Below are 13,401 nucleotides of genomic sequence, written 5' to 3'. Positions count from 1 at the left end.
GAATGAGTAATCAAATAACTGTAGAACAATTTGCCTCGGAACTGCACTTATCAACCTCAAGGTTGCTGGAACAGTTAGCCGAAGCAGGAGTACACAAACAGGCGGCGTCGGATAAATTGACAGCTGCAGATAAAAAACAGTTGCTGGTTTATTTAAAGCAGTCTAATGGTAGTCAGTCTGCCGGTACCATCACACTGAATCGTAAAAAACCAGCTGAAAAAAGTACTGTTGGTGGTGTTGAAGTTGAAACCCGCCGGCGGCGGCGTATTGCTGTACCGCCGGAAGAACAGGAAGCCAGACAGGCAGAAGAAAAACAGAATCTTCCGCAGCCTGAATCCGAACCGGTGAAAACAGTAGTAGATACTGAGGCTGAAGAACTGGCAAGAAAAGCTGCTGAAGAGCAGGCTGAAGCGCGACGCAGAGAAGAGTCTGCTGCGGCAGCAGCTGCAGAAGCAGCGCGTCTGAAAGCAGCAGCAGCGGCTAGTAAAACCGAACAGAAACCTAAAGTGGAGTCTGTGCAGACAGAAGTGGTAAAACAGGAAGTGAAACAGCAACAGAACGCAGCAGCTCAACCTGCAGAAGTACCTGCTGATAAAAAGCCAGCAGCAGACAAAACTGAGCAGCCTAAATCCAAGCGCAACAACCGTAACCGGAATGCGAAAAAAATTGATTTGGCTGCACTTAAGGCTGAAGCAGCTAAGCCGATTATCAGTCCTGAAGAGCAGGCTCAGCGTGATGAAGAAGCCAGACGTGCTGAAGCCATGCGAGCCCATCGTGAAATGTTACTGAAACAGAAACAAGAACGTCAGGCACGGCGCGAAGCAGCTAAACAGCAGGCTAAGGAAGAAAGTAAAGCAGTTAGTGAGCAGAAAACTGCTGAAGTGCGTTCGGCTAAGCCAACTGAGAAAAAGCCGGTGAGCAGTAATGCACCGAAAGCAGCAGAAAATGTCTCTGAATCAGCAGGCCGGCGTAAAAAGGATGAACAGCGTCATCAGCGTGAAGACGATATGCCAAAAGGTAAATCAGCACGCGGTGGTAAAAACCGGCGTTCGGTAGATGCGGCTAACTCTGAAGAGGGACGCAGCAGCAGACGAGGCAGCAAAAAAGGTGGTAAGAAACAGCTTAAACTTGAACCAAATCAGCATGCCTTCCAGGCACCTACTGAACCTGTAGTACATGAAGTGCTGGTGCCGGAAACCATCACGGCTGCTGAGCTTGCGCATAAAATGGCTGTTAAGGCTGCAGAAGTGATTAAAACCCTGATGAAGATGGGTATGATGGTGACCATCAACCAGTCACTGGATCAGGAAACCGCCCTGATTGTAGTAGAAGAAATGGGGCATATCGGTAAGGCTGCTGCAGCTGATGATCCTGAAGCCTTTCTGGATGAAGATACTACCGTTACTGAAGCTGAAGAATTACCCCGTCCTCCGGTGGTTACTGTGATGGGGCATGTAGACCATGGTAAAACATCCTTACTGGACTATATTCGCCGTGCCCGTGTTGTGCAGGGTGAAGCAGGTGGTATTACACAGCATATTGGTGCCTATCATGTGGAAACACCGCGCGGTGTAATTACCTTCCTGGATACTCCGGGACATGAAGCATTTACTGCTATGCGTGCCCGCGGTGCACAGGCTACCGATATTGTGATTCTGGTGGTTGCCGCTGATGATGGAGTAATGCCTCAGACTATTGAAGCCATTGCACATGCTAAAGCTGCAAAAGTACCTTTAGTGGTGGCTGTAAATAAGATTGATAAAGAAGGCGCCAATCCTGAACGTATTCGTCAGGAACTGACAGCACATGAAGTCATCCCTGATTCATGGGGTGGTGATGTACAGTTTATTGATGTTTCAGCCAAACAGGGCACCAATATTGATGCATTGCTGGAAGCAGTATTGCTGGAAGCAGATGTTCTGGAGCTGAAAGCACCTGTAGATTCTGCTGCTAAAGGTATTGTTGTCGAGTCACGTCTGGATAAAGGGCGTGGTGCGGTAGCAACCTTACTGGTACAAAGCGGTACGTTGCGTAAAGGTGATGTTGTGCTTGCCGGTACAACTTTTGGTCGTGTACGTGCCATGGTAGATGAGAACGGCAAAACCATTACTGATGCTGGTCCGTCTATTCCGGTAGAAATTCTAGGGTTGTCAGATGTACCTAATGCCGGTGAAGATTTTATTGTACTGGCTGATGAGAAAAAAGCACGTGAAATTGCTCTGTTCCGTCAGGGTAAATATCGTGATGTACGACTGGCTAAACAGCAGGCCGCGAAACTGGAAAACATGTTTAACAACATGGGTGAAAATCAGGCGCAAAGCTTGCCGATTATTATTAAAGCAGATGTTCAGGGTTCTTATGAGGCCTTAGCAGGAAGTTTGCGTAAACTGTCTACTAATGAAGTACGGGTTGATGTATTGCATAGTGGTGTAGGTGGTGTGACAGAATCTGATGTGAATCTGGCTATCGCCTCGGGCGCAGTAATCATCGGCTTTAATGTACGTGCTGATGCCACTGCACGTAAACTGGCTGAACATGAAGGTATTGAGATCCGGTATTACAATATCATTTATGATGCTATTGATGATGTGAAGGCAGCTTTAAGCGGTATGCTGGCACCAGAACAAAAAGAAAATGTGATTGGTACAGTAGAAATTCGTCAGGTTATTAACGTATCAAAAGTGGGTAATATCGCCGGCTGTATGGTAACCGATGGTTTAATCAAGCGTGATTCTCATGTTCGGTTAATCCGTAATAATGTGGTTGTACATACAGGTGAACTGGCTTCATTAAAACGCTTTAAAGATGATGTTAAGGAAGTACGTCAAGGCTTCGAATGCGGTCTGATGCTGAAAAACTTCAATGAAATTATGGAAGGTGATCAGCTGGAAGTCTTTGAGGTAGTTGAAGTTGCCCGTAAGCTTTAAAATGATTTAGGGTATAACAGGCAGCCAGAGAAGTTTCCGGCTGCCTGAATTTACTGGCCTGATCACAGAAAGGAATGATTATGCGTAAACCTCAGCGTGGTTATGCTCGTCAGGATCGTGTTAAAGAGCAGATTATGCGTGAACTGGCCGAACTTGTACGTGTTGGTCTCAAAGATCCGCGTGCCGGTTTTATTACGATTAATGAAGTAGAAGTAACCCGCGATTATAGTCATGCTACTATTTATTACACTGTGCTGGATGACAGTACCCGTGCTGTAACCGAAGAAGCACTGGAACATGCTAAGGGTTATTTGCGTAGCGAACTGGCTCGTCGAATAACTTTATTCCGTACACCTGAGCTGACGTTCATTTATGATGACTCGCTTGAACGAGGTATGAGTATTTCGCATTTGATTGATAAAGTTTCTAAAGAAAAACCGGTTGAAGATTAAATGAAGCTTAAAAAAGAGGTTGTCCAAGATTGGACAACCTCTTTTTATATTATTTAACCTGATTTATATTATGAATTTAGCGGCCATAGTGAACCATTACTGAGGCTTTGGCAATGGCATGACTATTCACTACAAAACCCGTATAACTAGTAGTTGCATCCTCGGGTAAATCAATTTTATCAGTATTCAGAGCATAAACAGTAAAAATATAACGATGGGGCGGATGACCTTCTGGCGGATAAAAACCCGAATAACCTAAAGTTCCGCTATCGTTACGTAGCTGACGTGTTCCGGCAGGTAAATTCTGCCCACCTTTTGCACCAGCATTTCTTTTCAGTTCAGTTAAGTCTTTTGGCAGATTAATCGCCATCCAGTGCCACCAACCTGCACCTCCTGTAGGGGCATCGGGATCATGGCATTGAATTGCAAAACTTTTGGTTTCGGCTGGCGCATTTTCCCAAATTAAGGCAGGAGACTGGTTATCACGATCACTTTGATAAGAGGAATCGACAGTGTCGCCGTTTTTGAATTCAGGACTGGTTAAAGTAAATGTATTTGGCATTATATTTCTCAATGTCATTAGAAGATAAGATATGTGGTGATTTAATTTTGCTGGATAAGGTTAATTAAGTCAACGCAATGTAAGAATAATAAATAATAATGAAATTAGTTAAAAGGGTTTTAGATTGGTAGCAAAATAATTGCAAACATTAATTTGGCTGATTGATAAACTGTTATAGAATATCAGGCCAGTGGTTTGCTCTATTGAGACTATCAAGATGAAAGAAATATTACCTTGGGTATGCATTCCTGGTTTTATGCTGGATGAAACATTATGGGATGATATGAAAGCTAATTTGGCTGAATCCCAGCCGGTATTATGTGCATCACTGGCAAACGGAGACAGTATTGCTGCTATGGCAGAAAATATTGCTGTTTCTGCTCCTGAACGTTTTGTGCTCATTGGTTTTTCGCTTGGCGGCTATGTTGCAAGAACACTGGCCGCTCAGTATCCGCAGCGGGTTGCTGCCCTTGTCTTAATTGCTACTTCATTGCGTGAGGATACACCACAGCAATATGCAGCAAAACAAAATACTTTAAAAATTCAGCAGCATCTAAATTTTCGTGGTTTGGGGCATAAAGCTATAATTCAGACGTTGCGACCTGATAATCAAAATAATCAAGAGATGATTAGCAGAATCCGGCAGATGAGTGAACGTTTGGGTTTTGATGTGTTAAGCAGACAATCTTTGCTAAACCGTAAAACTCCGACAGGTCAGAAAATTTCCTGCCCGACTTTGATTATTGCTGCTGAGCAGGATCAGATGCGCTCTATCGATGAAGCTAAGGAGTTGCAGGAATTTATACCACAGGCTAGTCTGAAAATAATCGAAAATAGCGGGCATATGTTGCCACTGGAGCAACCGGAAATATTGGCTGAAACGATATCCTGCTGGCTCAATCAGCTTTGATGTAATTAAATTTAATTAAAAAAATTCCTGGTTTTATCAGGTAAATATATTAAGCATGCTTACTGATAAATCAAGCGGTTAATTATTGCGGATGACATTTGAATTCTGTGTATTCTGTTCCAGCCATTTTTGTGCTGTAGCTGTATCACTAAAATATCTAGGTCGTTGCAAAGTTAGTAAATTAGCAAGACGTATACCTATACGAATCCAAATATCGTCAACGACAATAGCAGTGCGACCAAAATCATGAGCATGCTGACGCAGAAATCTGAGATGTTCTAAAGCCATATCTATAGTGAAATCTTTCATCTGACTTAGATCAAGTAACAAATTAGGTAAATGGATGTGTTCAATGGCTTTTAACAAAGCTTCTTCCAGCTGATGAAAGTCTTCCAGTGTAAATTCATTGTATAGTACAACGTCTAAACCGTAACTTTTCTGATGGATAGAAATCATATATTTGCCTTTAATGCCCTGAACAATTTATCTTAGCTGATTCAGCAGATTTTAAAATATCATACTAATTGATTAATACATTGGCTATGATTCTTTTAAGTCTATTCTGATATTGATTAGAAAATTTTAAAAGCTGTGGTTTTGATACAACCAAGCTATAGGTTGATGGATTTTGTTTGTCAAATTAAATCATCTGTTGGAAATAGAATATATTGCATTTTATTGCTATAAAATAAAACCAGCAGTTTTTAGTACTAAAAACTGCTGGTTTGGTAATGCCAAAGTGTTTTTTTATCTTTGAGGAATATTATTCTGATTACTTGTAGTAGTTACAAGTGTGCCTGAAGGTACAAAACGATAGAAAACTTCGCCATCCTGTATATAACCCAGTTTATCCCGGGCCATTTCATTTATCGCATCTTTTCCATCAGCAAGATCTTTAATTTCGGCGGTAAGAGCACGATTACGCTGTATCAGGGTTTCATTACTAGCATTTTGATTTATGACGTTGTTCTCAAGATTCCACATATCGTGCCAGCCGCCATGCCCCATCCACAAGTCGTATTGTAAACCGGCCAATGCAAATAACAGTACCCAGGTTACCCACTTCATTTTATTTGCCTATAATATTCCATATCAGAATTAGCTAAGCTGATAAAAAGCTTTTTTACCCGGATAGTAGGCTGCAGAACCAAGTTCTTCTTCAATTCGCAGCAACTGATTATATTTGGCAATACGATCAGAGCGTGAAAGTGAACCAGTTTTAATTTGCATGCAGTTTGTACCTACAGCCAGATCAGCTATGGTGCTGTCTTCGGTTTCGCCAGAGCGATGGCTCATTACGCTGGTATAGCCAAAGCGTTTGGCTAAATCTACTGCTTTAAGTGTCTCGGACAATGTACCAATCTGATTGACCTTAACCAGAAGTGAGTTAGCCAGACCCTGGGCTATACCTTCGCTTAAAATAGCCGGATTGGTGACAAACAGATCATCACCAACCAGCTGTACTTTTTTACCCAGACGTTCTGTCAGAAGTTTCCAGCCTTCCCAGTCATGTTCGCTCATGCCGTCTTCAATAGACACAATAGGGTATTTGTTAACAAGGTCAGTCAGATAGTCAGCAAACTCGGCACTGGTCAGGCTCAGATTTTCTGCAGTTAATTCATAATTCCCGTTTTTGTAAAATTCACTGGAAGCGCAATCCAGAGCCAGTACGATATCTTTACCAGGAATATAGCCTGCTGCCTCTACAGCAGACAGAATCAGCTGAATGGCTTCTTCATGGCTTGCTAAATCTGGCGCAAAACCGCCTTCATCACCAACACTGGTAGACATACCTTTATCATTACATAATTTTTTCAGATGGTGAAATACTTCAGCGCCACAGCGCAATGCCTGACGAAATGATTCTGCGCCCACCGGCATAATCATGAATTCCTGAATATCAAGGCTATTATTGGCATGTGCACCGCCATTGATAACATTCATCATGGGAACAGGCATGGACATTGGCCCGGCACCGCCTATATAACGATATAGTGGCAAACCGGCATCTTCTGCTGCAGCACGGGCAACTGCCAATGAAACTGCCAGCGTAGCATTGGCTCCAAGGCGACCTTTATTATCAGTACCGTCCATATCAATCATAATCTGATCGATATAGCTTTGTTCACTGGCATCAATGCCGATAAGTGCCTGTGCAATTTCATTATTAACATTCTCTACAGCCTGTAATACACCTTTGCCCAAATACCGCTGTTTATCGCCGTCACGCAGTTCCAGTGCTTCTTTTTCACCGGTAGACGCGCCAGAAGGCACGGCAGCTCTGCCCATTACCCCAGATTCAAGCAGAACATCACATTCAACTGTCGGGTTACCGCGTGAATCCAGTATTTCACGCGCAAAGATGTCAATAATTGCACTCATGCAAGTCTCCAGAATTTTAAATTTTATATTGTTATGCGATAAAGACTACAAACAATAATTTTGCCAGTCATCGGGTTGACTAGATGGTTAAACTTTGTATTATACCGGAGGCTGAGTATGAGAAAAGGGTAATTTACACTTGATTTTTTGAGTGGTAAATTAAATAGAACAATCAGGTAGCATATGTTTATTATATAAAGTAAACAAATTGATTTCTGTTAAAGGTGCTTTGGAGAATCAGCTAAAACTCTCAGGAACTTATGGTGGCTATATATCAGCTTTATCTGAGACCTGAATTTTAGTAAAGCTCAGGTTTGTATCCGTCAGTGGTTTATAGGCGTAAAGAAAATATTGTTTACTGCTATAGTGTTAGCAAATAGGCCATCATTTCGGAGATTTTTTTGTATATTTTTGTTTGACAGTTAAGAGTTGATTAGGTATAGTTCGCAACTTCTCTACGGAGAGTTGGCCGAGTGGTCGAAGGCGCTCCCCTGCTAAGGGAGTATACGGGCAAAACCTGTATCAAGGGTTCGAATCCCTTACTCTCCGCCATATTACAAAAAATCCCTGAATTAAATTTCAGGGATTTTTTATTTACTGGTTTTAAAATGAGAGTATGTATCGCTATTGGTAAATCTTATTTTAAAATCATTTAGTTATGTCATTACTTGCCATGACATAATACCTACCCCAACTCAAATGGTATTCTTTTTTATATTTTGTCAATAAATCTGATGCTTTTTAGGTATATTTATGTTAAATTATATAATGATTACTATTATCATTTAAATGAATTTAACTAAATAATTTATTTAAATTTTATTAAAATAAATTCGTCAGAGGTCCGTCTTCATTATGCGTAAACTGGTTCATCATTCGTTTTCACTGGCATTACTCTCAACTTTAATATCTCCGTTATATGCTGCAGAAGCAGAACTGGATGATGTAGTGGTAACAGCTTCAGGATTTAAACAACAGGCAAAAAATGCAGCAGCATCAATAACTGTGATTAATGCCAAAGAACTCGAAACTAAGGAATATCACGATGTCACTGATGCTTTGCTGGATGTGCCAGGAGTGGTAGTAACCGGTGGCGGCAGTACGAAAGATATCAGTATCCGTGGGATGTCGGGTGCTTATACTATGTTGCTGATAGATGGCAAAAGGGTAAATTCGCGCGGGGTTCGTCCTAATTCTGATGGTCCGGGAATTGAGCAGGGCTGGATGCCACCAATTTCAGCGATTCAGCGGATTGAGGTGATTCGTGGTCCTGCTTCAGCTTTATATGGATCAGATGCAATGGGTGGGGTGATTAATATCATTACCAAAAAAACAGCTGCTGACTGGACTGGTTCAATTAAGGCAGATGCTACTATACAACAGCATAGTAATAGCGGTAATACTCTGCAAAGCAGCGTTTATCTTTCCGGTCCGTTAATTCAGGACAAATTAGGTATCCGTGTTAATGCAGGATATTCTCACCGCGATGAAGATAAATTTATCGGCGGCTATAAAGAACAGCGTATGCGCAACGGTGATCTGGTTCTGTCCTGGACACCGGATGATAAAAATACAATTGATTTTGAATTAAACCGAAGTTTACAGAATCGCAATGGTAAAGTAGGTAAAACAATTGATACAGCACCGCGCAGGGGTGTAAAACCTACAGACGATTACACGCTGTATGATCGCAATCAGTATAGTATTACTCATCGGGGTTACTACGATAAAATTGATACACAGACATATGTTCAGCGTGAGGAAAATGATAATCCGTCACGTGATATGCATGAAAAAAATACTATTTTTAATACCCAGACTCAGTTTCGCCTGAATAAGCATACTTTGAGCATCGGCGGCAGATGGCAGCGGGAAGAGCTGAATGATACGGGTAACCAGCTTGTTATTAATGGGCGGCGGTTAACTCATCTGGAGCGTGATTCCTGGGCAGTTTTCGGACAGGATGAATGGCGTATCGTACCAACATTTGCACTGACTGGTGCAGCACGACTGGATCATGATGAAAATTATGGTTCTGAGATAACTCCAAAGCTTTATGGTGTATGGACGCCTAATAAAGAATGGACAATAAAGGGTGGTTATTCTCGTGGTTATAAAGCACCGGCACTGCGTGCAGCATCAGATGGCTGGGGGCAGGTAACTGGTGGTGGATATTCCAATGGTATTATTATAGGTAACTCAAATCTGAAACCGGAAAAATCAGATAATTTTGAAATCAGTTTCAACTGGGATAATAACCGTAATCTTTCTGCTGGTTTAACTACTTATTATACAAAGTTTAAAAACAAAATAACGGAAGTACGTACCTGTCAGGGTAAGGCCGGTTCGAATGCCTGTTCTTGGCGTAATGAGTATTTTGACTTTATCAGTCAGCGCGAAAATGTGGATAAAGCAGTTATACGCGGTATAGAAGCAACATTTGGCTGGAAAATTACACCAAAAGTAGACTGGTCTGCGAATTATACCTATACACATAGTGAGCAGAAGAGTGGTCAGTTTAGTGGTAAGCCATTAAATGAAATGCCGAAAAATATGTTTAATACCACGCTTAACTGGAATGCGACGGAAAAATTATCTACATGGGCCAGATGGAATTTCCGCAGCAGAACTTCAGATTATCTGTCACGGACCTCAATGGCAATTGGTAAGCCATCATATGGTTTTGTAGATACAGGATTGGTATTTAAACCGAAAAAAGATCTGATTTTAAGTGGCGGTATTTATAATATATTTGATAAAAGAGTTGATCAGAAAGATTATGGTCGTACTCTGGATGGGCGCCGTTATAGTATCAGTGCACAAGTTAATTTCTAATCCGAAGTTATTGCTGTTTCAAAATAATTTCTTATTATTAATTTTTGAAAAAGTATAAATCTGCCAGCTTTCAATTATTGAAAGCTGGCAGATTCCTAATGATGAATAGTTATTTAAATTTCTGTATATGAGTACTAAGCAAAAAACATTCTAGTGTTATTCATGCCTTTCACCAATGATTCTTTCAGTTAATAAATAATACTGAGACTAAGTTTTTTGTGAAATAACTTGAAACGTATTTTTGCTAGTAATGGAAGCTATATCCTGCCAGTGACTATTGCGCAAGCCGGCTATGATTTCAGCAATCTGGCGTAAATTATCAGGAGTGTTATTCTGATGCGGCAGAGGAGACATATAAGGTGCATCAGTTTCGATTACTATATGTTGTAAAGGTAGCTTTTCGGCAATGTGCCGAATTTTTTTTGCCTGTGTTCGTAATAATAAAGAACCAACACCAATAAAAAAACCATGCTTAATCCAAGCCTGTGCTTCTTCCATACTGCCGGAAAAGGCATGAGCAATCCCGCCAAAAGTAAATTGGCAACGTTTAATACTGTGTATGCAAGCATCGGTAGCATGGACGTTATGAATAATGACAGGACGCTGCAGAGATTTGGCCATTCTTAGTTGGGCTTCAAAACAGTTAATCTGCAAATTTTTGTCTGCTGTGTTATTTATTCGTGCAAAATCCAGACCAATTTCTCCCATCATAATATCTGGATGTGTATGTAGTAATGATTCGAGTTGATTGAGTGCAGAATCATTGTGACTGTTGATATACCAGGGATGAATGCCTATTGCCGCATATATGCAAGAATAAGCTTCTTGCAGTTCGATGGTTGTCAGCCAGTCAGCAGGGCTGGTAGCGGGTACGAGAAAATGACCAATATGTTTATCAGCAGCCTGTTGCAGTACTTGGGTTAAATTTTCTGTCAGGGGGCTGTGATTGAGATGGCAGTGGCTGTCAAATAGCATGAGAATAAAAAACACGAGCTTGAGGGCTCGTGTATCTGCTGGTATCAGTTCTGTGATGATTCTTCGCTGCTACTGCTATGATCAGTTTCAGCTTTTGCAGAGGGGGTTTCTGCGACTTCAGTTGCTGATGCCGGTTTTGCTGTCTGCATAGAGGGATGTTGTTTAGCAATAGCCTGCTCTTCTGGTGAAACTTCACCTTTAAAGCGGTTATTCAAATCAAAACGCTTTCCTCCGCGTGCCAGAGATTTGATATATCGCGGCCGGCGGCAGTGATTGGCCAGAACGCGTGCTATAAGAGCAGGATCATATTGTGGTAATGCAGTAATTAAATCCTGATCAATGCCGATTGCCAATGGTTTAAAATGCTTAAATACATCATATTTGCGATAGATATGTTCGGCAATCATATCAGTTTGCTTTTTTTTGCTCATGGTCTGTACAGCTGATTTCAGGGCTGCACCCAAAGCGGTTTCTTGACTCATAAAGTTACTTCCTTGTGGGTTTATGGCCATTTCAATGAAATAATAATGAATTAAATCATTGATACAGATGATAACTTTGCAGTTATGGCTATAAAAAATATTCAGATATTAGCTTCATCAGATAAATAATGAGCAATATCAGGTGTATCTACGTGAATATCAGCATTTTGTGCACGCTGGCGTAAAGCATGATCCATGAGAACCAAAGCAAGCATTGCTTCGGCAATTGGCGCTGCGCGCAGTCCGACACAAGGATCGTGACGACCTTGGGTCGATAGTAGAACCGGCTTGCCATGAATATCTATTGAATGACGAGGTGTGGCAATGCTGCTGGTAGGTTTAATGGCCAGATTAATGTGTATGTCCTGACCACTGCTGATGCCTCCTAATATACCGCCGGCATTATTAGATCTAAATCCTTCAGGTGTCAGCTCATCTCCATGTTCACTACCTTTTTGGCGTATACATTCAAAACCTGCACCTATTTCTACGCCTTTAACTGCGTTAATGCCCATCATGGCATGAGCTATATCGGCATCAAGACGATCGAAAACCGGTTCACCCAGTCCGACCGGAACATGACGAGCAGTAACATGCAGTTTGGCTCCGATGGAATCACATGCTTTACGTATGCTATCCATATATTGTTCCAGTTCTTGAATCTGGCTTTTATTGGCGACAAAAAAAGGATTATTGTTTATATAGGCATAATCTTCAAAAGAGATATTTTTTTCACCAATCTGGGTGATATGGGCAATTATTTCAGTATTAAAATGCTGACGTAACCATTTTCTGGCTACTGCGCCTGCTGCTACCCGGGCAGCTGTTTCACGAGCTGAGCTACGTCCGCCGCCGCGATAATCTCTGATACCGTATTTATGCCAATATGTGTAGTCCGCATGTCCGGGGCGGAAACTCTGAGCAATATCACTATAATCTTTACTGCGCTGATCAGTATTTCTGATTAATAAAGCTATCGGTGTGCCGGTGGTTTTTCCTTCAAATACGCCGGAAAGAATTTCGACAATATCTGCTTCACGACGCTGAGTAACATGGCGGCTGGTACCGGGTTTACGTCTGTTCAGATCATGCTGAATATCGGCCTCATTTAAAGCCAGTCCCGGCGGACACCCGTCTATGATACAACCAATTGCAGCACCGTGGCTTTCACCAAAGGTGGTAACAGTAAGGATTTGTCCGAAAGTATTGCCGGCCATAAGTTTTACTCTTACATTTTCAGTATCAGAAATAATTTTGCTGTTGAGTTTAGCATGGTTTATACGGTTTAGGCATAATTTGTCTGGCAGTTCGTTTGTTTTTGGCGCAGATGCTTTGATATGGTTATAAATTTACCTTTTTTACCAGAAATTTTTGTCTCTTATCAACAGAAATAAGGATGTGATAAGCCTGATAAGTAAAAAATATGTTAAATGGATAGTAAAATTTAATAATGAATCAAATGTAATATTTTTATTTATTGATAGGCTGTTTTTTCTGATCGGTTGTTTTTGCTGCCGGTTTTTCAGGCTGGCCGGATGGTTCTGTACCGGCTATAACGGGTGGTTCTGATGGTACGGGCTTGGTTCTAATCGGAAAGTTAATTGTCGTACCAAGACCAAAATTGTGATTGCCACCACCAATACCGACTGCCACATTAGAAGGCATGCCAATACTGCATGCTCCAACTAGAAGTAAAGCAATAAGGGAAACGAGTTTTAATCTCATAATTCTCTTCGGATAGAAATATTGTTTTATTATAAATCTTTCTGGTTATCTGGCGAATTAATTTATGGTGTCATTAGTGTAATTTTGTTATCTGGAGATTATAGAATAAAAAATCATTTAGCTGAAAGTATCATTATTAATATAGAGAATA

At 41.2% G+C, this 13,401-nt stretch carries 12 protein-coding genes and 1 tRNA gene; 5 read left to right on the top strand and 8 right to left on the bottom strand.

Going from position 1 to position 13,401, the window contains the following annotated elements; all coding sequences use genetic code 11:
- Window positions 1-2: 2 nt before the first annotated feature.
- Both infB and rbfA read left to right on the top strand, forming a co-directional pair.
- A complete protein-coding gene (gene infB / locus H3V01_RS05450; RefSeq protein ID WP_198186193.1) occupies window positions 3-2,927 on the top strand; it encodes a translation initiation factor IF-2 in 2,925 nt (974 codons plus the stop codon).
- Window positions 2,928-3,007: 80 nt separating this feature from the next.
- Window positions 3,008-3,379 (top strand): 30S ribosome-binding factor RbfA, encoded by a 372-nt coding sequence (gene rbfA / locus H3V01_RS05445; protein ID WP_025330989.1) that lies wholly within the window; start codon window positions 3,008-3,010, stop codon window positions 3,377-3,379.
- Window positions 3,380-3,455: 76 nt separating this feature from the next.
- Here the strand turns inward: rbfA and H3V01_RS05440 are convergent, their stop codons facing one another.
- Window positions 3,456-3,941 carry a YbhB/YbcL family Raf kinase inhibitor-like protein gene (locus H3V01_RS05440; RefSeq protein ID WP_038648930.1) on the bottom strand — a complete coding sequence of 162 codons (486 nt, stop codon included), beginning with the start codon at window positions 3,939-3,941 and terminating at the stop codon, window positions 3,456-3,458.
- 217 nt (window positions 3,942-4,158) lie between these two features.
- Here H3V01_RS05440 and H3V01_RS05435 point away from each other — a divergent pair, with 217 nt between their 5' ends.
- The gene (locus H3V01_RS05435) at window positions 4,159-4,851 is read left to right on the top strand and encodes an alpha/beta fold hydrolase (protein ID WP_198186192.1); all 693 of its coding nucleotides are present in this window, start codon (window positions 4,159-4,161) and stop codon (window positions 4,849-4,851) included.
- A gap of 78 nt (window positions 4,852-4,929) precedes the next feature.
- Here the strand turns inward: H3V01_RS05435 and H3V01_RS05430 are convergent, their stop codons facing one another.
- The 3 genes from H3V01_RS05430 to eno all read right to left on the bottom strand — a co-directional run bounded on the left by H3V01_RS05430 (window position 4,930) and on the right by eno (window position 7,233).
- Window positions 4,930-5,307, bottom strand: a complete 378-nt coding sequence (locus H3V01_RS05430; protein ID WP_084564504.1) for an STAS/SEC14 domain-containing protein — start codon at window positions 5,305-5,307, stop codon at window positions 4,930-4,932.
- Between the two features lie 291 nt (window positions 5,308-5,598).
- Entirely contained in the window at window positions 5,599-5,919 is a 321-nt protein-coding gene (ftsB, locus tag H3V01_RS05425; RefSeq protein ID WP_078474718.1) for a cell division protein FtsB, read from the bottom strand.
- A gap of 30 nt (window positions 5,920-5,949) precedes the next feature.
- Entirely contained in the window at window positions 5,950-7,233 is a 1,284-nt protein-coding gene (eno, locus tag H3V01_RS05420; RefSeq protein WP_198186191.1) for a phosphopyruvate hydratase, read from the bottom strand.
- Between the two features lie 459 nt (window positions 7,234-7,692).
- On the opposite strand from eno, the gene H3V01_RS05415 reads away from it, so the two are divergent.
- Together H3V01_RS05415 and H3V01_RS05410 are read left to right on the top strand one after the other, a co-directional pair.
- Window positions 7,693-7,785 (top strand) — tRNA-Ser (locus tag H3V01_RS05415).
- 303 nt (window positions 7,786-8,088) lie between these two features.
- Entirely contained in the window at window positions 8,089-10,068 is a 1,980-nt protein-coding gene (locus H3V01_RS05410; RefSeq protein WP_198186190.1) for a ligand-gated channel protein, read from the top strand.
- Window positions 10,069-10,275: 207 nt separating this feature from the next.
- On the opposite strand, the gene H3V01_RS05405 is transcribed toward H3V01_RS05410, so the two are convergent.
- The 4 genes from H3V01_RS05405 to H3V01_RS05390 form a co-directional block, all read right to left on the bottom strand.
- Window positions 10,276-11,043 carry a TatD family hydrolase gene (locus H3V01_RS05405; protein WP_025330982.1) on the bottom strand — a complete coding sequence of 256 codons (768 nt, stop codon included), beginning with the start codon at window positions 11,041-11,043 and terminating at the stop codon, window positions 10,276-10,278.
- A 44-nt stretch (window positions 11,044-11,087) separates the two neighbouring features.
- A complete protein-coding gene (locus tag H3V01_RS05400) occupies window positions 11,088-11,525 on the bottom strand; it encodes a ProQ/FINO family protein (protein ID WP_025330981.1) in 438 nt (145 codons plus the stop codon).
- A gap of 101 nt (window positions 11,526-11,626) precedes the next feature.
- A complete protein-coding gene (aroC, locus tag H3V01_RS05395; protein ID WP_025330980.1) occupies window positions 11,627-12,742 on the bottom strand; it encodes a chorismate synthase in 1,116 nt (371 codons plus the stop codon).
- A 253-nt stretch (window positions 12,743-12,995) separates the two neighbouring features.
- Window positions 12,996-13,250 (bottom strand): hypothetical protein, encoded by a 255-nt coding sequence (locus tag H3V01_RS05390; RefSeq protein WP_038648923.1) that lies wholly within the window; start codon window positions 13,248-13,250, stop codon window positions 12,996-12,998.
- Window positions 13,251-13,401: the final 151 nt, after the last annotated feature.

It is taken from the genome of Snodgrassella sp. M0351 (assembly GCF_016100575.1).
GTDB lineage: Bacteria > Pseudomonadota > Gammaproteobacteria > Burkholderiales > Neisseriaceae > Snodgrassella > Snodgrassella alvi.
The sequence above is the reverse complement of the archived record's forward strand: the minus strand, read 5'-3'. Positions and strand labels throughout refer to the sequence as shown.